This window comes from Pseudomonas sp., from assembly GCF_049590575.1.
Lineage (GTDB): Bacteria > Pseudomonadota > Gammaproteobacteria > Pseudomonadales > Pseudomonadaceae > Aquipseudomonas.
On sequence record NZ_JBAWDE010000073.1, the window covers coordinates 40,757 to 61,511 of the forward strand.

Annotated in this window: 28 protein-coding genes and 1 tRNA gene; 16 read left to right on the forward strand and 13 right to left on the reverse strand. The window is 58.2% G+C overall.

Translation table 11 applies throughout. From position 1 onward, the window contains the following. Nucleotides 1-42 precede the first annotated feature (42 nt). Genes WBR57_RS05680 through WBR57_RS05695 form a run of 4 tightly spaced genes read left to right on the forward strand, consistent with a single transcriptional unit; the run spans nt 43 to nt 3,848 of the window. Entirely contained in the window at nt 43-1,104 is a 1,062-nt protein-coding gene (locus WBR57_RS05680; RefSeq protein WP_424082934.1) for an acyl-CoA dehydrogenase family protein, read from the forward strand. After that, on the forward strand, nt 1,101-1,904 hold the full coding sequence (locus tag WBR57_RS05685; RefSeq protein WP_424082935.1) for an ABC transporter ATP-binding protein: 804 nt from the start codon (nt 1,101-1,103) through the stop codon (nt 1,902-1,904). The genes WBR57_RS05680 and WBR57_RS05685 overlap by 4 nt, the downstream gene beginning before the upstream one ends. Next, a complete protein-coding gene (locus WBR57_RS05690) occupies nt 1,891-3,090 on the forward strand; it encodes an ABC transporter substrate-binding protein (protein ID WP_424082936.1) in 1,200 nt (399 codons plus the stop codon). Before WBR57_RS05685 ends, WBR57_RS05690 begins: the two co-directional genes overlap by 14 nt. Continuing rightward, complete coding sequence (locus WBR57_RS05695; RefSeq protein ID WP_424082937.1) at nt 3,087-3,848, forward strand: ABC transporter permease; 762 nt, start codon at nt 3,087-3,089, stop codon at nt 3,846-3,848. The genes WBR57_RS05690 and WBR57_RS05695 overlap by 4 nt, the downstream gene beginning before the upstream one ends. Nucleotides 3,849-3,887: 39 nt before the next feature. Here WBR57_RS05695 and WBR57_RS05700 read toward each other — a convergent pair whose 3' ends face one another. Beyond that, nucleotides 3,888-4,028, reverse strand: a complete 141-nt coding sequence (locus tag WBR57_RS05700) for a hypothetical protein (RefSeq protein WP_424082938.1) — start codon at nt 4,026-4,028, stop codon at nt 3,888-3,890. Between the two features lie 172 nt (nt 4,029-4,200). Between WBR57_RS05700 and WBR57_RS05705 the strand changes: the two genes are divergently transcribed. Then, nucleotides 4,201-4,389 carry a hypothetical protein gene (locus WBR57_RS05705; protein ID WP_016978057.1) on the forward strand — a complete coding sequence of 63 codons (189 nt, stop codon included), beginning with the start codon at nt 4,201-4,203 and terminating at the stop codon, nt 4,387-4,389. A gap of 10 nt (nt 4,390-4,399) precedes the next feature. Here the strand turns inward: WBR57_RS05705 and WBR57_RS05710 are convergent, their stop codons facing one another. After that, on the reverse strand, nt 4,400-4,780 hold the full coding sequence (locus WBR57_RS05710; protein ID WP_424082941.1) for a fe2+ zn2+ uptake regulation protein: 381 nt from the start codon (nt 4,778-4,780) through the stop codon (nt 4,400-4,402). 238 nt (nt 4,781-5,018) lie between these two features. On the opposite strand from WBR57_RS05710, the gene WBR57_RS05715 reads away from it, so the two are divergent. Further along, nucleotides 5,019-7,307, forward strand: coding sequence for an acylase (locus WBR57_RS05715; RefSeq protein ID WP_424082943.1), 2,289 nt, complete (start codon nt 5,019-5,021; stop codon nt 7,305-7,307). 211 nt (nt 7,308-7,518) lie between these two features. Continuing rightward, nucleotides 7,519-7,592, forward strand: a tRNA-Cys gene (locus WBR57_RS05720). A 155-nt stretch (nt 7,593-7,747) separates the two neighbouring features. Here WBR57_RS05720 and WBR57_RS05725 read toward each other — a convergent pair. The 10 genes from WBR57_RS05725 to WBR57_RS05770 form a co-directional block, all read right to left on the reverse strand. Further along, nucleotides 7,748-8,812 (reverse strand): phage integrase, encoded by a 1,065-nt coding sequence (locus tag WBR57_RS05725; RefSeq protein ID WP_049713140.1) that lies wholly within the window; start codon nt 8,810-8,812, stop codon nt 7,748-7,750. A gap of 3 nt (nt 8,813-8,815) precedes the next feature. After that, complete coding sequence (locus WBR57_RS05730) at nt 8,816-9,052, reverse strand: DUF4224 domain-containing protein (protein WP_049713553.1); 237 nt, start codon at nt 9,050-9,052, stop codon at nt 8,816-8,818. Nucleotides 9,053-9,368: 316 nt separating this feature from the next. Continuing rightward, nucleotides 9,369-9,911 carry a phosphohydrolase gene (locus tag WBR57_RS05735; protein WP_424082946.1) on the reverse strand — a complete coding sequence of 181 codons (543 nt, stop codon included), beginning with the start codon at nt 9,909-9,911 and terminating at the stop codon, nt 9,369-9,371. Next, on the reverse strand, nt 9,908-10,129 hold the full coding sequence (locus tag WBR57_RS05740; RefSeq protein ID WP_424082948.1) for a hypothetical protein: 222 nt from the start codon (nt 10,127-10,129) through the stop codon (nt 9,908-9,910). Before WBR57_RS05740 ends, WBR57_RS05735 begins: the two co-directional genes overlap by 4 nt. Beyond that, the gene (locus tag WBR57_RS05745; protein ID WP_424082950.1) at nt 10,126-10,527 is read right to left on the reverse strand and encodes a hypothetical protein; all 402 of its coding nucleotides are present in this window, start codon (nt 10,525-10,527) and stop codon (nt 10,126-10,128) included. The genes WBR57_RS05740 and WBR57_RS05745 overlap by 4 nt, the downstream gene beginning before the upstream one ends. 49 nt (nt 10,528-10,576) lie before the next feature. Then, nucleotides 10,577-10,900: a pyocin activator PrtN family protein gene (locus tag WBR57_RS05750; protein WP_058411281.1), complete on the reverse strand. Its 324-nt coding sequence runs from the start codon at nt 10,898-10,900 to the stop codon at nt 10,577-10,579. A 34-nt stretch (nt 10,901-10,934) separates the two neighbouring features. Continuing rightward, a complete protein-coding gene (locus WBR57_RS05755; protein ID WP_058411280.1) occupies nt 10,935-11,159 on the reverse strand; it encodes a helix-turn-helix transcriptional regulator in 225 nt (74 codons plus the stop codon). Nucleotides 11,160-11,449: 290 nt separating this feature from the next. Then, nucleotides 11,450-11,734 carry a phage antirepressor KilAC domain-containing protein gene (locus WBR57_RS05760; protein WP_058411124.1) on the reverse strand — a complete coding sequence of 95 codons (285 nt, stop codon included), beginning with the start codon at nt 11,732-11,734 and terminating at the stop codon, nt 11,450-11,452. A 9-nt stretch (nt 11,735-11,743) separates the two neighbouring features. After that, nucleotides 11,744-12,325 (reverse strand): hypothetical protein, encoded by a 582-nt coding sequence (locus WBR57_RS05765; protein WP_424082953.1) that lies wholly within the window; start codon nt 12,323-12,325, stop codon nt 11,744-11,746. Then, nucleotides 12,322-12,498 carry a hypothetical protein gene (locus WBR57_RS05770; RefSeq protein WP_424082955.1) on the reverse strand — a complete coding sequence of 59 codons (177 nt, stop codon included), beginning with the start codon at nt 12,496-12,498 and terminating at the stop codon, nt 12,322-12,324. The genes WBR57_RS05765 and WBR57_RS05770 overlap by 4 nt, the downstream gene beginning before the upstream one ends. A 219-nt stretch (nt 12,499-12,717) precedes the next feature. On the opposite strand from WBR57_RS05770, the gene WBR57_RS05775 reads away from it, so the two are divergent. Together WBR57_RS05775 and WBR57_RS05780 are read left to right on the forward strand one after the other, a co-directional pair. Continuing rightward, entirely contained in the window at nt 12,718-13,347 is a 630-nt protein-coding gene (locus WBR57_RS05775; RefSeq protein ID WP_424082957.1) for a hypothetical protein, read from the forward strand. 26 nt (nt 13,348-13,373) lie between these two features. Then, on the forward strand, nt 13,374-14,375 hold the full coding sequence (locus tag WBR57_RS05780) for a DUF4917 family protein (protein ID WP_424082960.1): 1,002 nt from the start codon (nt 13,374-13,376) through the stop codon (nt 14,373-14,375). A gap of 1 nt (nt 14,376) precedes the next feature. Here the strand turns inward: WBR57_RS05780 and WBR57_RS05785 are convergent, their stop codons facing one another. Further along, complete coding sequence (locus tag WBR57_RS05785; RefSeq protein WP_368944686.1) at nt 14,377-15,102, reverse strand: LexA family protein; 726 nt, start codon at nt 15,100-15,102, stop codon at nt 14,377-14,379. 78 nt (nt 15,103-15,180) lie between these two features. On the opposite strand from WBR57_RS05785, the gene WBR57_RS05790 reads away from it, so the two are divergent. The 7 genes from WBR57_RS05790 to WBR57_RS05820 all read left to right on the forward strand — a co-directional run bounded on the left by WBR57_RS05790 (nt 15,181) and on the right by WBR57_RS05820 (nt 20,755). Further along, nucleotides 15,181-15,441, forward strand: coding sequence for a hypothetical protein (locus WBR57_RS05790; protein ID WP_058411120.1), 261 nt, complete (start codon nt 15,181-15,183; stop codon nt 15,439-15,441). Nucleotides 15,442-15,769: 328 nt separating this feature from the next. Then, the gene (locus WBR57_RS05795; protein WP_424082963.1) at nt 15,770-16,288 is read left to right on the forward strand and encodes a phage regulatory CII family protein; all 519 of its coding nucleotides are present in this window, start codon (nt 15,770-15,772) and stop codon (nt 16,286-16,288) included. Next, a complete protein-coding gene (locus WBR57_RS05800; RefSeq protein ID WP_424082965.1) occupies nt 16,281-16,508 on the forward strand; it encodes a TraR/DksA C4-type zinc finger protein in 228 nt (75 codons plus the stop codon). Before WBR57_RS05795 ends, WBR57_RS05800 begins: the two co-directional genes overlap by 8 nt. Next, nucleotides 16,498-18,717: a VapE domain-containing protein gene (locus WBR57_RS05805; protein WP_424082967.1), complete on the forward strand. Its 2,220-nt coding sequence runs from the start codon at nt 16,498-16,500 to the stop codon at nt 18,715-18,717. The genes WBR57_RS05800 and WBR57_RS05805 overlap by 11 nt, the downstream gene beginning before the upstream one ends. Further along, a complete protein-coding gene (locus WBR57_RS05810) occupies nt 18,710-19,075 on the forward strand; it encodes a hypothetical protein (protein ID WP_424082969.1) in 366 nt (121 codons plus the stop codon). Before WBR57_RS05805 ends, WBR57_RS05810 begins: the two co-directional genes overlap by 8 nt. A gap of 527 nt (nt 19,076-19,602) precedes the next feature. Next, nucleotides 19,603-19,947, forward strand: coding sequence for a phage holin family protein (locus WBR57_RS05815; RefSeq protein WP_424082971.1), 345 nt, complete (start codon nt 19,603-19,605; stop codon nt 19,945-19,947). A 205-nt stretch (nt 19,948-20,152) separates the two neighbouring features. Then, on the forward strand, nt 20,153-20,755 hold the full coding sequence (locus WBR57_RS05820) for a terminase small subunit (RefSeq protein WP_424082972.1): 603 nt from the start codon (nt 20,153-20,155) through the stop codon (nt 20,753-20,755).

Genomic DNA, 20,755 nt, shown 5'->3' on the forward strand with positions numbered 1-20,755 from the left:
GCGCGGGTGATGTTCCATCTGCTGTAAAAAGGAGAAACATGAATGCTTGACCCAATCTTGAGCCGTTGGCTCGATGTTCAAGCGCAGGCCCTGGATGTGGGCAGTTGCGATCCACAGGAAGTGCTGCCAAGGCTGGCAGAAGCCAATGTGCTGCGCATCGGCGTTCCCGCGCAGCTCGGCGGCCTGGGCGGTGACGTGGCCGGCGCGGTGGAAGCCATCGCCAATGTCGCCAGCCATTCCCTGGCGGCGGCCTTTGTGTGCTGGGGCCAGCGCTCGTTTATCGAATACCTGCTGCAAAGCCCGAACGAGCGGCTGCGCGAGCAACTGCTGCCGGATCTGCTCAGCGGCAAGCTGGCCGGGGCGACCGGGCTGTCGAACGCGATGAAGTTTTTGTCCGGCATCGAGACGCTGCAGATCAGCGCCGAGCCGAACGACCACGGCTGGACCCTCAACGGTCGCCTGCATTGGGTGACCAACCTGCGCAAGAATGGCTTCGTGGCTGCGGCGGCCATCGAGCATGCCGGTGGGGGCGCGCCGTTTATCCTGGCGATCCCGGATTCGGTGGCTGGCTTGCAACGCTCGCGTGACCTGGAACTGCTCGGGCTGCAATCGAGCAACACCGCCGCGCTGGGCCTGGAAGGTGTGGAACTGAGCCGCGACTGGCTGCTGCACGAGGATGCGCGCAAGTTCCTGCCGGCCGTGCGTCCGGCGTTCCTCGGCTTGCAGTGCGGGATGTCGATTGGCCTGGCGCGTCGCTCGCTGGCGGAAGTGGCCAACCATCTGGGCGCGACCCGCACCGTATTGCGTGATGAGCTCGAAGCCTTGCGCGTGACCCTCGATCACCTGGTCACCGAACTGAAGAACGGCCTGCTGGCCGGGCGTTTCGCCGCTGAACCGGTGCCGTTGTTCAAACTGCGTATCGCCCTCGCGGAAACCGCCGCCAGCGCGGTGCAGCTCGAATTGCAGGCCAGCGGCGGCAAGGCCTATCTCACCGCCCACGGCAGCGGCTTTGCCCGGCGTTGGCGTGAGTCGGCATTTGTGCCGATCGTCACCCCGAGCCTGGTGCAATTGCGCACTGAACTGCACCGCCAGGCCAACCTATGAGCCAGGCCGTACTCAGCGCCCAGGGGGTTTGCCTGGGGTATGCGAGTGGACCGGTATTGCAGGGGTTCGACCTGCAGTTGCAGCCGGGCGAGGTGGTGTCGATTCTGGGGCCAAGCGGGGTCGGCAAGTCCAGCCTGCTGCGTGTGCTCGCCGGTTTGCAGGCGCCCCAGGGCGGCAGCGTACGTGTGCTGGGCGAGCCGTTGGCCGGCCCGCATCCACGGGTGGCCGTGGCCTTTCAGGACCCCAGCCTGCTGCCGTGGCTGAGCCTGGAAAAAAACGTCGCCTTCGGCCTGGACTTCGCCCGCCAACCGCACCTCAGCCCGCAAGAACGCCGCCAACGCGTCGACCACGCGATTGCGGCGGTCGGCCTGCAACACGCGCGCTTGCAATTCCCGGCGCAACTGTCCGGCGGCATGGCCCAGCGCACCGCACTGGCGCGCTGCCTGGCGCGTCAGCCGCAGGTCTTGCTGCTGGATGAGCCGTTCGGTGCCCTGGACGAAGTGACCCGCGCCGACATGCAGCACCTGTTGCTCAAGGTCAACCGCGAGCAGGGTTCGGCGGCCGTGTTGATCACTCATGACATTGATGAAGCACTGCTGCTGTCCGACCGTATCCTGCTGCTGGGTAACCGCCCGGCGCGGACCCTCGGCGAATGGCTGATCGACCTGCCGCAACCGCGCGAAGAACAGGTGGAAGCCATCGGCGCACTGCGCATCCAGATTCTCAAAACCTTACGGCAGGCGAGCCGCCCTCAACCCAACCCCCTTGACCTGCCGGAGCCCAGCCATGTGCCTGGATGACCTGACCCACTCGCGCCGTGACTTTCTCAAACTCTCTGCGGTGCTCAGCGCCGCCGGTGCCTTGCCGCTGCTGAACAGCCTGCAGGCGCGCGCCGCCAGCGAGCCGGATGCACCGGTGCGTATCGGCTACCTGCCGATCACTGACGCCACGCCATTGCTGGTGGCGCATAACAACGGCCTGTTCGAAGCCGAAGGCATCAAGGCCGAGCGCCCGGTGCTGCTGCGCAGTTGGGCCCAGGTGATCGAGGCGTTTATCTCGGGCCAGGTCAACGTGATTCACCTGCTGTCGCCGATGACGGTGTGGGCACGCTATGGCAGCAAGGTGCCGGCGAAGGTGGTGGCGTGGAACCACGTCGGCGGTTCGGGCCTGACGGTGGCGCCGGGCATCACCGATGTGAAGCAATTGGGCGGCAAATCGGTGGCGATTCCGTTCTGGTATTCGATCCATAACGTGGTGGTGCAGCAGCTGTTTCGTGACAACGGCCTGACGCCGGTCGCGCGCGCAGCCGGCAGCGCCATCGCGGCGAATGAGGTCAACCTGATCGTGCTGCCGCCTTCGGACATGCCACCGGCACTGGCCAGCCAGCGCATCGACGGCTATATCGTCGCCGAGCCGTTCAATGCCTTGGCGGAGAACCTCAAGGTGGGGCGCGTGCAGCGCTTTACCGGCGACGTATGGCGCAATCACGCCTGTTGCGTGGTGTTCATGCACGAGCACGACCTGACCAACCGCCCGCAGTGGTCGCAAAAGGTGGTGAATGCCATCGTCAAGGCCCAGGTCTGGACCCGCGACAACCGCGAAGAGGCGGTGAAGCTGCTGTCCAAGGACGGCCCGAACCGGTATACGCCGCACGCCGAACCGGTGCTCAGCAAAGTGCTGGCCCCGGCCGCCGCCGACCGCGCCGCCTACCTGGCCGATGGCGCGATCCAGCACGCCAATTGGGACGAGCATCGTATCGACTTCCAACCCTACCCATTCCCCAGCTACACCGAGGAACTGGTACGCCGCCTGAAAGACACACTGATCGAGGGCGATAAGAAATTCCTCGCCGACCTCGACCCTGGGTTTGTCGCCAAGGACCTGGTGGACGACCGCTTTGTGCGCAACGCCATCGAAGCCGTGGGCGGGATGAAGACGTTCGGCTTGCCCGAAGGCTTTGAGCGGACCGAGGAGATTGGCGTTTGAATAACCGCAGAATCCCGGGCTGGTTGCTCGGGTTGAGTGGCTTGGCCGGCTTGCTGTTGCTCTGGTGGCTGGGGGTGAAAGTGTTTGGCGATGCGGGTGGTTTGTCCGCGCGTTTTTCGCTGGCCGCGACCTTCAGCAGTCTGTGGGAATTACTCGGGCGCAGTGAGCTGTACCTGCACATTGCCGTGAGCCTCAAACGCATCTTCGTCGGGCTGTTCCTGGCCTTGCTGGTGGGTGTGCCGCTGGGTTTGCTGGTGGGCAGTTCGCGCAACCTGGAGGCGGCGACCACGCCGGCTTTCCAGTTTCTGCGGATGATCTCGCCGCTGTCGTGGATGCCCATCGTGGTGATGCTGATGGGGGTAGGGGACCAGCCCATTTACTTCCTGCTGGCGTTTGCCGCCGTGTGGCCGATCATGCTCAACACCGCTGCCGGCGTGCGTCAGCTCGACCCGCGCTGGTTGCAGTTGAGCAGCAGCCTGAGCGCTACGCGTTGGGAGACTTTGCGCCGGGTAGTTATTCCCGGCGTGGTAGGGCACGTGTTGACCGGCGTGCGCCTGGCCATCGGCATTCTGTGGATTGTGCTGGTGCCGTGCGAGATGCTCGGGGTCAGTGCGGGGTTGGGGTATTACATCCTCGACACGCGCGACCGATTGGCTTACTCGGAGCTGATGGCGATGGTGCTGCTGATCGGGCTGCTGGGTTTTGCCCTGGATGCGTTTGCACGCTGGCTGCACCAGCGTTGGGTGCACGCCGGATGACGTCTCGCTTTCCCAGGGGAAAGCGAGACCGCTGATCAATCAGCGACGGTAGTCACCATGGCCGCCACCGTCATAGCGATGGTCGTGCCAGCCACCGCCGCCGCCGTGGGGGAAGAAAAAGCAGCCGCTCATGGTCAGCATGATCAGCACGGGAATCAGCAGTGTGATTCGACGCAACATTTGGGAATCCTCTAAGGTACTCACTGGGGCTATCAGGCGCTGGGCAAGCCAAATTATTTCATCGCCTGTAACATGAGACCCTGCCGCTGCCAGTCCATCCCCGCCATCGGGTATGTACTTGGCATGTTCGGCGATACACAGTGGATACATTCTTCAGGTTCAGGAACCCGTCATGACCCAAAAGCAACGTTTGAAATACTCGATTCTGATCGCCCTGGCCGTACTGGCGACGATGTTTGGCCTGTCCTACCTGCAAAACATCGGGGCTATCAGTGAGAAGACGTTCCAGACCATCGCCATTGCCGTCGCGGTAGTCGTGGTGGTGATCAACGGCATCATGCGTCGCAAGGTCAAGCTCTGAGCCACAGAGGTCAGGCTCGACCTTCGAGTACCTTCGCAGCCTCTGCATGGAGGCTGTAGCTTTTATCCGCATTCAGGGTGATCACCCCTTCGCTGCACAGGCGCTTGAGCACCTCGCGCACACTCAGAAACGACAACGGTATGCCCAGTTCCAGCAAATGGCTGTGCACGCCGCGTACCCCCAGGGTGCGCTGGTTGTCGGCGGCCGTGAGCAGGGCGTCGATGACTTTCAGCCGGATCAGGCTGGTGCGCAACCCAAAACACTTGAGCAAATGGCGAATACGCTGGTTGCCTTGCTGTTCGGGCGCTTTGCCGAACGCTTGTGCGCCGCTGCCAAAACTGGCATCGGCGGCCGGTGAATGTCCGTCCATGGGCACTTGCGGGTTGTACATGCAAAAACTCCTTATCAGAGCCTGATCAGGAAAATGATGGCGCTCTTAAGTAATAAGACGTACGAGCGAGCAAAATCATGAAGTGTCGGATGTAGAAATTTTGTCGGTATCGGTTTTGTCACATCCGCATCGCGTTAAATAAACGCCTGGCCAGGCTAAATTTTTCGCGGTTTTTTGCGTCCTTACGGTGGGGTAGCTGGCCCCAGGCAAGGGTGTTCAATTTGACGGTGGAGTCTGCGTGACAATTTCCAATAACGTGTTCAGGGTAGGTGTTGCAGGGGTATTGCTGGGGTTGAGCCTGGCCGCATCAGCGCGCGAGCAGGTGGCGCAAGCGTCGGCAGATATCCGCCGCACCAGTTTCGGCGTGCCGCATATCCGCGCCAATGACGAGCGCGGCCTCGGCTTCGGCATCGGCTACGCGTACGCCCAGGACAACCTGTGCCTGCTGGCCAACGAAGTGGTCACGGTCAACGGCGAGCGCGCAAAATTCTTCGGCCCCGAGCTGTCAACCCTGGAAGAACGCAACAACCTGGCCAGCGACGTGTTTTTCACCTGGCTGAACACCCCGGACGCGGTCGGCGCATTCTGGAAGGCGCAAACCCCGCAGATGCAGCAGCGTATAGAAGGCTATGTGGCCGGCTATAACCGTTACTTGAAAGAGCAGGGCGCGCCGGCCCAGTGCCAGGCGGCGTGGGTACGCCCGCTGGTCGCGCAGGACCTGGTCAAACTGACCCGTAGGTTGCTGGTAGAAGGCGGTGTCGGCCAATTCGCCGAAGCCTTGGTCGGCGCCAAGCCGCCTCAAGCCACCGCCAGCGTGCAACCCAGCGCCAAGGCGTTTGCACTGGCCGCCGCCAATCAACAGCGCTTTACCCTGGACCGCGGCAGTAACGCGGTCGCGGTAGGCCGTGATCGCTCGTTCAATGGCCGCGGCATGTTGCTGGCCAACCCGCATTTCCCTTGGGTGGGCGGCATGCGCTTTTACCAGATGCACCTGACCATCCCCGGCCAGCTGGACGTGATGGGCGCCGCATTGCCGGGCCTGCCGGTGATCAACATCGGCTTCAACCAGCATGTGGCGTGGACTCATACGGTGGATACGTCCAAGCACTTCACGCTGTACCGCCTGACCCTGGACCCCAAGGATTCCACGCGCTACCTGCTCGACGGCAAATCTGTGCCTCTGGAAAAAACCGTGGTGACGGTGCAGGTCAAGCAGGCAGACGGCAGCCTCAAACCCGTGTCGCATCCGGTCTACAGCTCGCAGTTCGGCCCGGTCGTGCAATGGCCCGGCAAACTCGACTGGGACAGCCACTACGCGTTCAGCCTGCGCGACGCCAACCTGGGCAATGACCGCGTGTTGCAGCAGTGGTACGCGATGAATCGCGCCGGCAGCCTCAAGGAGCTGCAAACCTCGGTGCACACCTTGCAAGGCATCCCGTGGGTCAACACCCTGGCCGCCGATGACCAGGGCCAGAGCCTGTACATGAACCTGTCGGTGGTGCCCAACGTCAGCGCCGCCAAACTCGCGCAATGCAGTGACCCCCGCGCAGGCCTGCAGATGATCATGCTCGACGGCGCCCACAGCGCCTGTGCCTGGGACGTCGACCCGCGTGCCGCCCAGGCCGGGATCTTCCCGGCTGATCAGCTGCCGCAATTGCAGCGCACTGACTACGTACAACACTCCAACGACTCGGCCTGGATGGCCAACCCCAAGGCGCCGCTGACCGGCTTCTCACCGGTCATCAGCCAGGACCACATCGGCCTCGGCCCGCGCGCACGTTTTGCCATTCAGCGCTTGCAATCCCTGGAAAAACAGCCGATCAGCGTCACCGACTTGCAAAACATGGTCATGGACAACGAGGTGTATCTCGCCGGCCAGGTCATGCCTGACCTGCTCGAATTCTGCGCCAAACACCTCGGCGCCGACGCCAGCGCCCTGCAACCGCTGTGCACCAGCCTTAAAGCCTGGGACCAGCGCGCCAACCTCGACAGTGGGCTGGGGCTGGTGCATTTCATCAACCTGGTTGAACACCTGCAGCAGACCCCCGACGCCTGGCGCGTCGCCTTCGACCCGGGCAACCCCCTGACCACGCCGCGCGGCCTGGCGATCGAGCGTGAACCCGTGGCCAAGGCCTTGCGCGAAGCCATGCTGGCCTCCACCGCCGATGTCGCCAAGTCGGGCCTTACGGCAAGCAGCAAATGGGGCGACGTCCAGGTCTCCGGCCAAATCCCGATCCACGGCGGCCCGCAAGAGCTGGGCATCTACAACGCCATGCAAACCGTGCCCCGGGCCGACGGCAAACGTGAAGTGGTCAGCGGCAGCAGCTACCTGCAAATCGTCACCTTCGACGACCAGGGCCCGCATGCCCAAGGCCTGTTGGCATTCTCGCTGTCGAGCAACCCCGCGTCGGAACATTCCAAGGACCAGACCCAGGCATTCTCCGAGAAAAAACTGCGCTCGCTGCCCTTCACCGACGCCCAGATCAAGGCCGACCCGCAGTACCAGCAACAGCTCATCAAGGAGTAGGGCAGGCACGCAACCCCTTGATGCCAATGCGAAATATTTTTGAAATCAAGGGGTTGCAGGCAAAAGCAAATGAGTACATAATGGCGCCCATCGAACGCAACGAAGCATTAAAAACTTCAATGTATTCAATGAGTTAGAGTAGAGGCATGGCTTTACAGCCCACTCAAGTTTTTATGCGATGAATGTCAGCAACAAGGCGTTGATCGTTTGAGGCCGAGTAGCAAAATGGTTATGCAGCGGATTGCAAATCCGCCTACGCCGGTTCGATTCCGACCTCGGCCTCCACTCTTAAAACCCCGTAGATCAATGGTCTACGGGGTTTTTTATTGTCTGTGATCTGAGAAGTGTTCCGCAACTTTTGGGATGTGTTCCGCAACCCTACTCATTTTTGATCGTAATGAGGGGGCAGAACAGCGCCAGGTGAGGGCGTGGTTGGCCTATCATTTCGTGGGGTTAACGATCTCACCGACTCGCCGATAGACCTTCTTTGTCATCTCCTCAGTGGAGTGGCCGAGCAGCCGACTTGCGTGCGCAAGTTCTATCTCGCTGGCGGCTTTAGGGCGGATGTCTTTGAACTGAAACTGACGGATTAGTACAGCCAGGGCAGGATCGCCGTCTGCACCGGCCTTGATTGCTGCTTTATCCCGGGCTTCATCCCAGCGGTTGCGTAACATCTGCTGGCTCATCCGAAGGCCGGACGCGTTCGTGATAAGCGTTGAGGTCTTAATCCCATTTAACGATCTGCGTTCAAGCAGGTTATCTAGGAATAGACTAAGCGCTGATTGTTCGCCGGCATCGTCCAGTCGAATCCGCAGAAGTTTGCCGCCCTTGCCCTGGCGCACCCCTACGAAGCCGTTGGCCAGATCGGTAGTTGCCACCTTCAGCACATCAGCAGGGCGCTGGCCGGTCAGGTAGGCAAGGTCCATGGCATCCTTTAGTTCCTGCACTGCCTCTCCATATACCGCATTCCAAACCACTTCGCCGGCATAGTAGTCCCGCGGCTTTTCCTTGTTTCTGCGTACGCCGAAGCAAGGGTTGGCATTGTTGGTCAGTCCCCACTCGCGCGCGATCGTGAACATGTGTGACAACAGCGCGATTTCTCGGTTGGCCCTGACCTTGGCGGTTCTGGCATCTCGATACTGTGCAACTACCTGGGGAGTGATTGAGTCGAGAGGCGCGTTTTCAAATGCCTTGCGCAGCTGTTTCAGTTCCTTGCGGTTGTCGGACTGCGTCCGTATTGATTTGGTAGGGATGATCTTTTTTTCGTACTTGTCGAACAGCGCACCCATTAGATGATTGGGTTTTAGTGGTTCGCGGCGTTCCAGTCGAGCCCACTCGACCCTCGCCGCGTCCAGATCACTGCCCAGCGGTATTTCTTTTCGTTTGCCGTCGGCATCCCTGCCGTTGTAGTAGTACGAAGTCCACATGGCGCCGCTTTTACGCTTGCGAGTGCGCCGTATCATTCGAGGCGGAAGATCGCGATTGGCTATGCTTTTCTGGCGCATCAGTCAGCTCACGTTCGCTAGGTCGAGCGACCAGGTTTCGGTTACGGCGTTGACCGCAGAAGGTTTGACTCCCGCGAGTTTCAGTCGGGCGTAAACCCGACCCACTATTGGCCGGCGAGCGCCTGTCAGAACAAACTCCCAGCGATTTTCGGTCAACCATAGAATTTGTTTGGACGGGATCTGATACCCGGTGATGGTCGCCAGTTCTTCGTCGGCGAGGGTTTCGCTTTGGAATTCCATCATTCGGCTCTCCCCATCAGGGCTCTCGGCCCATGACTTCGGCGTGTGCTCTCCTTAGCAGGCAACTCGATAGTGCCAGGAGCATGCGTATACCCCACAGCAAGCTGCGCGAGCGGGCGTTCCTGAGCGTTTAGCGTTGCATCAGCGAGCGCTGCCCCGCGCAGCTTTTCGTGGGGTATAAGTACCTCCGCAGTGACGCTGGAAGGAGCAATAATGCCTACTGCTTCGCAGCAGTGACTGTTTGTTTCTAGCGTGTTGACGCTGCTCGCTGTGCAGAGCAAAGCGGGCAGGGCCATGGTTTTGTCCTGTGGGTTTTTCATGCCGCTTTCCTCCGATGTTCGATCGCGAGTTGGTCCATCAGGCGCTGGTGGTAGGTGTTGCGTGCTTCTGCGGCAGGCCATGGACGGAGGGTTTCAACCATGGGCTCTATGCCGACCAAACAATCCCAGATAGCCGGATCGGTTGGCATGAGGTCGCGGCGTTCGGTTGCCAGTGCAATCAGGTCAGCATGGTGCACGCTTGCAGGGAGATCGAGGGCCAGGTCGAAGCGCTCACAAACGCGCATCCAGATCACGTCCTCGAAACCTCGGTAGTCGGGCATCCACTGCTTGAGTGGGCGGGTCATGTCACCTAGGTACGCCTCGGTCGCGTCGTGGAGCAATGCCGCGAGCTTGTGCTCTTCCGGCACCAGCTCGGCGACGATGCAGCTGTGTTGGGCCACGCTGTAGAACTCACGGGTGTGGCCGTTGAATCGGCACAGGTGGGCCAGCGCGTGCGAGATGTCCCGTGGGTCGATCATTTCGGCGTAAGGCTCGAACAGGTCGCAGCGTTTGCCGGTGGAGGTGAGGATCCAGTTCATGCGGCTTCCCTCACTAGGTCGGCCAGCAGCAAGGCGTCGTCGGTCGCCTTGTGCAATTGGCGCAGAGCTTCATAGCTGATCAGCGCTTTCAACTGGCGGTCAAACTCTTTGTTGTAGAGGGTCAGTGCGCGCAGTTCCTTGGTGGTCTTGGCGTGTTGCTGCTGCAGCGTGCCGGCGGCTTGGGGTGTCAGGCGCAGCATGGGGATGGCATGGCTCATGCTACATCCCCCTTCAGCTCGAAACGGTCCATCAGCGCAGCCATATTCAGTGCCTTGTCACGTAGGGCAAGTGACTGCGCTGCTTGGCTTTCGGATCTGACGGCGCGGAAGGTGTCTGCGGCGAGCTTCAGCTTCTCGGCAATAGCGAAAAGGGTGTAACGGTCTTGCGGTTCCCGGCTCAATAGGAGTTCGGTGCGCATGCATTGATCTGACATTTCTTTGAGAGAGGCTGCGTATGCGGCTGATGCTTCGTCATGGCCCAAAACGTACCCGTCGGAATGGCCTTCGTCGTAGCCATCATTTTTGCCGTCTGTGAGGCCGCCTCGATAGCCGACCCAGTAGAGGATTCCGGCGGCGATTACGATGCTGATCAATGCGCAGATTTGAATTGCAGTCATGTGGTGTGCTCCTGGTAGTTACGTTGGCTGGTGGTGACAGCCGTTTGGGTTACTGGTCTAGCTCGGTTGGATCGTTTTGCGGTCGCGGCATGTCCTCGTCTGCCTTGTAGGCGCGGATGTCGATCAGTGCCGCGACGTGCTTGATGTGCGCGTACCGCAACGCCTTCACACTGTGATCCAGCGTGGTCACCGGCAGTTGAATCCGGCCGCTGTTGATCGCCTCGGTAAAGGTCTTTTCATTGAGGTTCTTGAAATAGTGCACGCGCAGCTTTTCCAGAGGGATAAGCACGTCGCCGAAGAGTTGGTGCAGCATTTCCACGGTTGCGCTATCCGGTGCGTGTAACAGCCTTAGCGGCGGCTGGTTGGTGGTCATCTCCATGAACTCCCGATCAATCTATATTTTCGTTTCACCGCCGAATGCGTGTTCGCGTCCAGTCCTGAACCTCCGAAAGAACCCATGCTACTGGGGCACTCTTGCCGGTAGCGTCGGTTAGCTTGACTGGGCGAGGAAACTTGTTTTCGGGGTTCTTGAGTAACTTGTAGATTGTTGGACGAGCCAAACCGACAATCTTTGTAACTTCATTCATGCGAATGAGGATGCAACTTGGATCTTTCGCTTCCCTCGCTGTCATCGGTTGCGCGTCGGAGGGTTGATCGATTTTATTTATGCCTGCCACTTCAACCGCAAGTCGTAGAGCGCTCCTAACTTTTTTTGGGGCGCGATCTGAGTGAGGCAATTCAAGTAAGGTTTTCAGCAGGTAATCTAAAAGGTCATGGTTCATTAAGTTTTTTCCGTTTTGGATGATGCCAGGCATTCAGGCAATGGCGTTTGGTCAGCTCCCGCAGATGCTCCGGCACTTCGAGGAGCGCGGCGTTGCGCTCCTCGCGTGTGTGCATGGCGACGATCTGGCGGGCGTACTCCCTAGGCCACGTCACGGTTGTCTGCCGGGATGGCTGGCAGTTCGAGTCCCAACTGGTCGGCGAGCCAGCGGATGCCAGCTTGGCGGACCTTGGTCGACTGGCTGTACTGCATGCCGGCTGTCTCGTGGTACCAGTTGCTGTCCTTGACTCGTAGATACTCGCGATCACGCACAGGGAAGGCCGGTAGGTTGCGGTCGTTGAGCAGGCCCTTTTCACGCATGAGTGCGATCAGCTTGGGGCGGGTGAGGCCGAAGTACTTGGCGGCTTTTTCCAGGCTACGTTCCATGTCGTCCTCCTAGGCAGCATGCGCGGCGGGTGTCGCCACGGCAGCCAGGTGGGTGATGGATTCGGCCACCATGGAGTAGATCTCCACGTCACTGCCGTACACCGTGAAGCACGTGGTGCGCGGCTTCCTGACGCCGATGCTCATGATGGTGGTGATGCCTGCGCGGGTTTTGTTGCGGTGGATTGCCAAGTTGATCGGTTGCTCGAAGCCCATATCGAGGCTGATGGCACCGCCGGTTTGCACTAGGTCGAATACCTGCTGCTTGTGTTCAGTCTCGAATACGCCGTAGCGGCGGTCTGCGTGCGCCAGGGACGATTGATGGTTTGGGGTGGTTGGCCCGTTGACGATCTCCTCAATGAAGTCCGCAAGCTTGAGGTGCATCTTCTTGGTGTTGGCCAGGGTCAGCGTGTGGCGTTCGCTGCCCAGTTCAACGGTGAAGTGCGTGTCGACTTTGCGGCGCTCAACGTTCAGGCGGAAGGCCAGGGCCTCCCGCTGCGTTTCGGCGCGCAGGAGGTGGTTGAAGGTTTCGGTCAAGTTGACCTGGGCCTTGAGCAGGGTCAGAGTGCGATTGTCGAGTTTGTACTTGCTCATGCTGCTTGACCTCCGCCGTTTGGATCGAAGGAGGCTGGTGCGGTGCGCTGTTTCGGCTTGGGTCTGGAGGCGATGAAGGCGCAGCCGCTGTCTTGCGCCAGACGGCGGATTTCGAAGATGCGGGAGGGGTTAGCGGCGGCCGGGTGGACGTGCAGGGTGGCTGTGGTGTGCATGGTGTTGCCTCGCTCTGTGGTGGAAGAGTGAGACAAATATCAACCGTTGGTTGATTTGTGTCAACTGTCAGTTGGGAATTCCTATGCGCTTGCAGTCCCCCCGAGTGCTAGTGGGGGGAGGGACGATGTACTTCCCAACACACTGGTTCTATGATGGCTATAGCATGGCCTTTCGGGGTCGTATGTCATCCACATAATTAAAAGCATAAAGGGATTAAAATGCAAACTGGCCAAATAGAGATACAACTTGATAAAAAGTGGGAGTTGCGAGATTTTTCGGTTTATACAAAAGAGTATGTCCAGATTTATAGTTTTTTTTACATTTTGCAGAGTGTCGCAAAAAACCAAGCGTCGAAGCTTGATTATTCAGGGTTTCAGTGGCGCGGCGGTTATAGTGTCGTTAATTTTTTTAAGAGTGCGTATAGCTTAACTCCAGACGTGCACCGTTTGCAGATTCGCAGAATTCAGTATGCATCGCCCGGAATTATTGAGCTTGCTGGTATCGTGGATGTTGCTCTAGATATCGCGAAATTGGTCGGGACACTTTGTGGCTCAGTATTAGCGATAAATAGGACTTATGATGCGGTTCTGCGTGGTTATACTCAAAGGAAACTGGCTAAAATTGAAGTTAAAAAAGCGCAGTCTAAGCTTGATAAGGACGATATACTTTTTATAAGGAACTCTGTCCGAGATTTAGCGAGTGGTTTCAATCTTGATCCCGCACAGATAAATGCGTTGAAAGAAATTACAGACGGTAATGAGTTGATTCAATTGAAAATGTTGCTTGCTCTATATCGAAGGGCTGAGCCGCTTCAAGAGCAGCAATCTTCTGGTAAAGCCCAGCTTTGATTAATAATTAGTGGAGTAATGCAGGGGTGTTGGGCGTCGACTCTAAGTTGTTGGAATGGTCCGAAATTGCAGGTGATAACTGGAAGTCCTTGCTGCTGGGGAACGGGTTTAGCATAAATATATGGAAAGGGTTTAATTATCCTTCTCTATTTAAAGTTGCTCAGGATGCTGCGGTGCGTCCTAATTTGATGCAAGAGTCTTTGGCGCTATTTAAATATCTTGGTTCATCCAATTTTGAAGATGTTTTAAGAATACTTTATCATGCTAAGTTGGTTGATGATCAATTCGGCGGACCGCAAGAGAAGCAGATCGATGGCGTGTACACCAACACAAAGAATTCTCTGTCGGCGGCCGTGAACTTTGCGCATGTACCTCCTGATTTTCGTGGATTAACGGAACTTAACAAACTATTAAATAGTTTCGAGTCCATATTTACCACAAATTACGATCTCATGCCCTATTGGGCTATTATGAAGGATTCCTACGGTTTTAGAGATTTTTTCTGGGGGGCAGGTAATACTTTTGACCTGAGCGATATTGCCGTGCAGGGCGGAAAAACAGTTTTATATTATCTTCATGGTGCTGTGCATTTGGTAGAGAAGCCAGATGGTACTACTAAAAAACTTGTAGGTTCTGGTTTTGAACGCCTATCTGATTTATTTGATTTGGATCATCCGGAACAGATTCCTTTAATGATTTCCGAAGGCAGTTCCTCTTCTAAGCTTTCAAGGATCAGAAAGAATGATTATCTGCGATTTTGCTCAGGGCGATTAAAGAGCTTGCAAGGTAATCTTGTTGTGCTTGGGCATTCCCTGCATCAGGACTATGACCAACATATTTTGGACTCAATCAAGGCGAGTGACGTGGAGAGGGTTGCGGTTAGCGTTTGGCCTCATATGACAGAGATTGATATCTTGTCTTTTAAGACCAGGATTATGCGTGAGCTTGAAGATAAGGATCTATATTTTTTCAGCTCTTTGACCCATCCGCTCGGAGCTCCAGAATTATGCGTGAATGAAGAGTTTTAAATTATTCTGGAATAAATGATCCAACTACTTTTCCGCAAATGTGCGTCTCCTCCGTGATATCGATGATTGGGTATTGCGGATTGATTGGCCTCAAAAATTGTCGTCCTGCATCTTCTACTAATATTTTGAAAGTTGCCTCATTTGTGCGTGGGACTCTAGCAATTACTCGGTCGCCAGTTTTTGCTTCCGCTTCCGGGTCTACAAAAATTATGCAGCCTGTTGGATAACTACGGCCAGGCCCAGGATTTGTCATCGAGTCACCAAGTACTTTTAGCGCGTAACCACTTCCGCTAATAGGGACCGGGCAAGATAGCCAAGTTTCACCATCAGGCTGATCAATGTTGGCTTCACACCATGCCCCTGCTTGAACCCAAGATATGAGCGGAACCTTGCCAAATCGCCTCGTGATCTCTCCTACGTTGCTTCCCTGTTCGGAGGGAAGTTGGTGAACATTGGTGTAACCAGTCTGCTCTTTCGGTAGAACTCCATATTCAAGCCATTCTCGTCTGACCTTCAACCAAGAGCAAAGCGCAACCATGCTGTCCGCCTCTGCTACTGACTCACCGTTCAACCACTTACTGATCGCCTGCGTACTTTTGTGAACCCCAAATGACTTCAGTTTCGACTGAATATCCACCCCACGTCCCCGGGTGCGTACACCGGCATCGTCGAGTGCTTCGTGAAGGCGCGCCGTGAAAGCTGCCCGTAGCTCGTTCTTATCAACCATGAGTTGATACTCTCACAGGGGTTGCGCAATAGTCAGTTGATGTTAATATCAACCTCGGGTTGATAAATGGAGGTTGCCATGTTGGATCCGGCAGATTTTCCGAGCGCCATCGCGTTCGCATTTGAAGCAGTCGGCGGAATCGGAGCCGCCGCCAAGGTGTGTGATAGGAGTTATCAGGCGCTCAATAAATGGCGCTTGGCTGCCAGCCTTCCACGCACCGATTACACCGGCGAAACGCACTACGCAAAACTGTTAGCGACCGCTGCAGAGAAAAATGGCAATGCGTTTGACGCTGCCTGGTTGCTCAACGCATCGGCCCCGCAAAAAGCTGCAGCGTAGATAGAAAAAAGGCGACCCTAGGGCCGCCCAGTTCCTCCCGGCACACACCACCACAGTGCTGTCGGGTCGCGACGAAGGTAGGAGGGCACACCACATGCAAACCACCTCCCTTTATCGCGCTGCCAAGACATGGATGTCTTGGGTTGCTGCCTTTTCCACCACAGATTAGGCAGCTGTTGCGCCAGAGGTGAGCAACGGATTGTTCGCCTCGGCACGGTGCCGGTTTCGATCCCTAGATCTAGCCGGCGTTTGGGCCCTTTCAAGCCACGCGGCAAATGTATCACCACTACACGTCGCGGGGCACTGGCAACTTAGTAGGATTAATGCCATGAGCCGAGTAGCTTTAAGCTGTGTTGATCGAGCGCAAAAGGAAGTACTGACGCTCGAATTAGCCCTGTACCACGCCGCACGGGACTATCCCGGCGGTGCCGCAGCAATCGCCGCCACCACCGGCCGCAATGCGACCACGCTGCAGCACAAGTTGTCTCCCACCCATCCCTCGCACACCGTCAACATCCAGGAGTTCGGCGAGATTCTCGAACTGACCAAGGACCGCCGCATTCTTGATGCGGTGCACGCCCTTGTCGGCGACACGATCTGGCAGGAGCTGGCTGAGGCGTACACCAATGACATGCCTGAGACCCTGACCACGGGTATCGCCATGTTTTTCCGGCAGGTTGCCGATTTGTCCGAAACCTGGGCCAAGCACATTGGCGACGGCAAGGTCGATGACCGTGAGCTGGCCGAGATCCGCCAGTTAGTGTTTCGCGGTATCCAGGGTTTGTTGGGCATGTACAACCGCGCGCGCTACGTTAACCAGACGACTTCTGGGGTGGAACGTGGCTGATATCGCTGACTTCGCAAATGACCTGGTGCAAGAGCGCATCGATCAGGCCGTCGCTGCACGTCTGTCGCTGATGTCCACCACGGCTCAGCATTCGCTAATGTTCTGTGACGAATGCGATTGCCCCATCCCCGAGGCCCGTCGTTTGGCTCAACCCGGTTGCACGCTCTGTATAGAGTGCAAGACCGTCGATGATCAGAGGGCTGCCCGTTATGCTCGATGATGTGATCAATCAGTTCGCGGACTATGGTCTTGAGCCCGCCCAACCCTTGGTATTCGGCAAGCTCACCCGCTGCAAAACCACCCAGGACAAAGGCAAAGAGAAAAACGGCTGGTACGTAATCCACGAACACCGCACTGAAAAAAACGAGACGCTGATCTTCGGCAGTTTCGGTGACTGGCGGTCTGGCGATACCCAAAAGATCAAGGTCAAGCCCGGACGCATGAGCCCCGAGGAGCGCGAAGTCATGCGCGCTCGCCAGGAAGATGCCAAGCGTAAGGCTGCCGAGATCGCGGCCAACGCATCACGCCGAGCTGCCAACCGTGCTGCCGGCCTGTTCAAGCGCATGCCCGAAAAGGGTAAGAGCGCCTATCTGGATAGAAAGCAGATCGTAGGCTTCAAGGTTCGCTATGCGCCACGTACCGGCGCATTTTTGGTACCTATGTGCAACGTTCGCGACCAGATCGTCGGACTGCAGGTTATCTTCCCAGCCAAGCAAGAAGACACTGGGCGGGATAAGCAGTACTGGCCGCCCGGTATGTCAAAAGAGGGCGCTTTCCACCTGATCGGCCCTCACCCAGAGCCCGGCGAACCGGTGCTGGTGTGTGAAGGCTTCGCCACGGGCGCAAGCCTGCATATGGCGACGTCGCTCACTGTCGCCATCGCCTTCGACGCGGGCAACCTGCTGCCTGTCTCCAAGGCCATGCGCGAGCGCTTCCCTGGCTGTCCACTTATCATCTGTCGGGACGACGATTGGAAAACCAAGCGTCCCAATGGTGACCCCTGGAACCCCGGAGAAGAGAAAGCCAACAACGCCGCGCTGGTCGTCGGTGGTCAGGTGGTTGCCCCGGTGTTCTCCGGCGAGCGGGAGATCAAGTGGACCGACTTCAACGACCTGCACGTCGCCGAGGGGTTGGAGGCCGTCCGCCGCCAGGTGCTTGCGGTGGTCAAGCCTCCTGCAGCGGGTGGCTGGAAGGACCAACTGGCTCGCACCGAGAACGGCTCGCTGATTGCGCACATGCAAAACGTCGAGCTGATCCTGGGCAATGACGAACGCTGGGCCGGTGTCATCGGCTACAGCGTGTTCAGCTCCAAGATCGTCAAGCTGCGGTCTGCGCCCTTCGGTGGCGGTGCCGGCGACTGGGCAGACATCGACGACATGCGAGTGATGAAGTGGCTCGCGCAGCAATACAACCTGCGGGTCAAAGCGTCCCATGTGATCGAGGCGGTCAGCGTGGTTGCCCACGACCACGCCTTTCATCCGGTGCGTGAGTACCTGGAGAAGCTGGAATGGGATCGCGTGCCGCGTATTGAAACCTGGCTGACCGACGTGCTGGGCGTTCAGGCCAGTGAGTACTCGGCAAAGGTCGGTAAGCGTTGGCTAATCTCGGCTGTGGCTCGGGTTATGCGCCCAGGCTGCAAGGCCGATTCTGTGATGATCCTCGAAGGCGGGCAGGGCGCCGGTAAGTCCACGGCCATGGGCGTCCTCGGCGGCGAGTGGTTCATGGACACTCCCTTTGCCCTCGGTGATAAGGACAGCTTCCAGGCGATTCGCGGCAAATGGATCGTCGAGCTGGGTGAGCTGGACAGCTTCAACAAGGCGGAAAGCACCAAGGCCAAACAGTTCTTCTCTGCGTCCACTGACACCTACCGCGAGAGCTATGGCCGCAGAACGAATGACGTGCCACGCCAGTGTGTCTTCGTGGGCACCACCAACCAAGAGGAGTACCTCAAGGACGCTACGGGCAACCGTCGTTACTGGCCGGTGTTCTGCAACAAGGTCGATCTGGAGCAACTGCGCGAGATCCGCGACCAGCTGTGGGCCGAGGCGCTGTTCTGCTTTGAAGCGGGCGATATCTGGTGGGTGAACAAGGACGAATCCAAGATGTTCGCCGAGGCTCAAGACGAGCGCTTTGTGGTGGATGAATGGGAAGGGCCGATCCTGGCCTGGATGGAAGAATCCCAGATCGGGGAGACCGCTACCGGCAACGAGATCCTGACCCAGGCGCTGAAGCTGGACTTCGGACATTGGGGCAAGCCCGAGCAGATGCGAGTCGGGGCGATCATGCACCGGCTGGGATGGCGCAAGCGGCGTATGCCCGCGCTGCCAAAAAGCGGAGTGCGGCCATGGGCCTATGAAAAGCCTGCGGGCTGGGGGCGTGCGTCTGCGTTGCAGCAGGCGGTGATCGAGGAGCCTTGCTTCGATGATTAAGCGAATCGACGAGATGCTCAAACTCTGGGCGCAGGATCTGCATTCGCCTGTGCCGGACGGTGCTGGCGGGCCGAGTGGCGGCAACATGATCGCCATGCTGATGGAGTGCAAAGGTGAGTTGATACGCGGCACGCGGGGTAGTCGGGTGCTGTTGGATGAATCGGCCGACATTGAGCTGATCGTCAACAAGCACTTGCCGCCGCAGCTGTCGCTTGTCGTACGCGAGCACTACTGCAACCACGAAAGCTTTCTGTCGCAGAAGTACATCCACTGCGGATGCAGCCGGGATACCTATTACCAGCGGCTCCATGAGGCACACCTGCACATCGCCGGCATGCTGATGGGGAAGGCTGCATGATCCTCGGGATCACTCCGCGTGCCTCTGTCCTACTGTCCTGCTTTGTCCGACTGCCATTTGGCGCAGTTGGACAGGCGCAGGTCACGCCGTTGCTGGGCTGTCCTACTGTCCAACCTTTACCCGCCCCACGCACACATGAGCATAGCGGGCACGTAGCCGCGCCTATGGCGCGCACGCGTGCTTTTAACTTTCTCTCTATACACAAGAGAAAAGAAATAAAGGTAGGACAGTAGGGCAGAGCCCCGTATTTAGGCGCCTGTAGCTGTCCTACTCCGATCTAGAATAGTGGGACAAGTAAGACAGGGCACCAGAAGCGATAGCCGAATGAACGCGTTGTCCCTGCGTTGCACCTGCGTCATACCTGTATTGCACCCATATTGCGCCATGGCATTAAAAATCCATTGCTGCCACCGGAATCCACCTGTAAAAAGTACCCATCTTCGATAGGTGCGACCGCAAGCAGCGGGACTCACCACCACACTGAACCCGGCCATTGCGCCGGGTTTTTGCGTTTATGGGGTAGGGCGATGACGAACGAGCAGCAAGCACTTATTGAGATGCCGGTGTGGATGGTGATCTTACTGTCCCTGGTCGGCGGGATTTCCGGCGAGGCATGGCGGGCCGACAAGGCGGGGGTGAGCGGCTGGTCGCTGGTCCGCCGCTTGCTCCTTCGGTCCGGGGCCTGCGTGGTCTGCGGACTGTCCACCATGATGTTGTTGCACGCATCGGGCATGTCGGTCCTGGCGGCGGGGAGCATTGGCTGCCTCACCGCGATGGCCGGCGCCGATGTCGCCATTGGCCTGTACGAACGCTGGGCTGCCAAGCGGTTGGGCGTGTGCGATGTGCCGACCTCGGGCAGTGGTAAGGCTTGATGGGCTGGAGGCCGCGTAATACGTGATCTGTAGTGGTTCGCACAAAACTGGTGCACCAAAAGTCGCAGGGGACCCTGGCGGCATTCGAGGGGTACGGGGCATGAAACCCGCGGGAAAGCGTTAGCGAACGGGCTGCCAGCTTACTGAAATTCAATCCATTGAAATTGAAAGGTTTCCATTGAAAAGCCGTTGAAAAGGAGGGCTTATGACGGATTCACTCTTTCTGTCTAAAAGCGCTTTCGCGGCTCGCATCGGCAGGACGCCGAGCTATATCACTTGGCTCAAAGGCAACAACCGCCTGGTGTTGTCGCCCGACGGCAAGATGGTGGACGTGCTGGCAACCGAAGCGCTGATCCTCGAAACCGCCGATCCCAGCAAGGCCGCCGTCGCTGCTCGACACCAGCAGGACCGGATCCAGCGTGACGTTTACAGCCAACTGTCCCCCCAGGTCGAGCCGACTAACACGGCTGCGCCGCAGCAGCCTATCGCTGTTGGCGCCAAGGGCCACGACTTCCAGAAGGCTCGCGCCATGCGCGAACACAACCTGGCGCAACTGGCCGAGATCGAGCTGCACAAGGCGCAGGGCTCGCTGGTTGCCAGGGATGCGGTGGAGCTGGGGGCCTATAACGCGGGGCGACATCTGCGTGACCAGTTGTTCGGCCTGCTCCCCCAGCTTTCCCACAAGGTGGCAGCCATGACCGATCCCTGGGACATCGAGAAACACCTGGCGGCGACACTTCGTAAATCACTGGAAGAGGCTGAGCGCATGTCCTCGTCCGACCTTGAACGAGCAATGACAACGAGCTGA

Excerpts from the sequence above, each read along its gene's own strand:
- WBR57_RS05805 (WP_424082967.1), top strand. The coding sequence starts at position 16,498 with ATGCTCGATGATGTGATCAATCAGTTCGCGGACTATGGTCTTGAGCCC.
- WBR57_RS05700 (WP_424082938.1), bottom strand. The coding sequence starts at position 4,028 with ATGTTGCGTCGAATCACACTGCTGATTCCCGTGCTGATCATGCTGACC.
- WBR57_RS05820 (WP_424082972.1), top strand. The coding sequence starts at position 20,153 with ATGACGGATTCACTCTTTCTGTCTAAAAGCGCTTTCGCGGCTCGCATC.
- WBR57_RS05815 (WP_424082971.1), top strand. The coding sequence starts at position 19,603 with ATGACGAACGAGCAGCAAGCACTTATTGAGATGCCGGTGTGGATGGTG.
- WBR57_RS05765 (WP_424082953.1), bottom strand. The coding sequence starts at position 12,325 with ATGAGCAAGTACAAACTCGACAATCGCACTCTGACCCTGCTCAAGGCC.
- WBR57_RS05735 (WP_424082946.1), bottom strand. The coding sequence starts at position 9,911 with ATGAACTGGATCCTCACCTCCACCGGCAAACGCTGCGACCTGTTCGAG.
- WBR57_RS05745 (WP_424082950.1), bottom strand. The coding sequence starts at position 10,527 with ATGACTGCAATTCAAATCTGCGCATTGATCAGCATCGTAATCGCCGCC.
- WBR57_RS05760 (WP_058411124.1), bottom strand. The coding sequence starts at position 11,734 with ATGGAACGTAGCCTGGAAAAAGCCGCCAAGTACTTCGGCCTCACCCGC.
- WBR57_RS05790 (WP_058411120.1), top strand. The coding sequence starts at position 15,181 with ATGTTGGATCCGGCAGATTTTCCGAGCGCCATCGCGTTCGCATTTGAA.
- WBR57_RS05685 (WP_424082935.1), top strand. The coding sequence starts at position 1,101 with ATGAGCCAGGCCGTACTCAGCGCCCAGGGGGTTTGCCTGGGGTATGCG.
- WBR57_RS05680 (WP_424082934.1), top strand. The coding sequence starts at position 43 with ATGCTTGACCCAATCTTGAGCCGTTGGCTCGATGTTCAAGCGCAGGCC.
- WBR57_RS05725 (WP_049713140.1), bottom strand. The coding sequence starts at position 8,812 with ATGCGCCAGAAAAGCATAGCCAATCGCGATCTTCCGCCTCGAATGATA.
- WBR57_RS05710 (WP_424082941.1), bottom strand. The coding sequence starts at position 4,780 with ATGTACAACCCGCAAGTGCCCATGGACGGACATTCACCGGCCGCCGAT.
- WBR57_RS05770 (WP_424082955.1), bottom strand. The coding sequence starts at position 12,498 with ATGCACACCACAGCCACCCTGCACGTCCACCCGGCCGCCGCTAACCCC.
- WBR57_RS05785 (WP_368944686.1), bottom strand. The coding sequence starts at position 15,102 with ATGGTTGATAAGAACGAGCTACGGGCAGCTTTCACGGCGCGCCTTCAC.
- WBR57_RS05730 (WP_049713553.1), bottom strand. The coding sequence starts at position 9,052 with ATGGAATTCCAAAGCGAAACCCTCGCCGACGAAGAACTGGCGACCATC.
- WBR57_RS05775 (WP_424082957.1), top strand. The coding sequence starts at position 12,718 with ATGCAAACTGGCCAAATAGAGATACAACTTGATAAAAAGTGGGAGTTG.
- WBR57_RS05740 (WP_424082948.1), bottom strand. The coding sequence starts at position 10,129 with ATGAGCCATGCCATCCCCATGCTGCGCCTGACACCCCAAGCCGCCGGC.
- WBR57_RS05750 (WP_058411281.1), bottom strand. The coding sequence starts at position 10,900 with ATGACCACCAACCAGCCGCCGCTAAGGCTGTTACACGCACCGGATAGC.
- WBR57_RS05810 (WP_424082969.1), top strand. The coding sequence starts at position 18,710 with ATGATTAAGCGAATCGACGAGATGCTCAAACTCTGGGCGCAGGATCTG.
- WBR57_RS05690 (WP_424082936.1), top strand. The coding sequence starts at position 1,891 with ATGTGCCTGGATGACCTGACCCACTCGCGCCGTGACTTTCTCAAACTC.
- WBR57_RS05795 (WP_424082963.1), top strand. The coding sequence starts at position 15,770 with ATGAGCCGAGTAGCTTTAAGCTGTGTTGATCGAGCGCAAAAGGAAGTA.
- WBR57_RS05755 (WP_058411280.1), bottom strand. The coding sequence starts at position 11,159 with ATGACAGCGAGGGAAGCGAAAGATCCAAGTTGCATCCTCATTCGCATG.
- WBR57_RS05705 (WP_016978057.1), top strand. The coding sequence starts at position 4,201 with ATGACCCAAAAGCAACGTTTGAAATACTCGATTCTGATCGCCCTGGCC.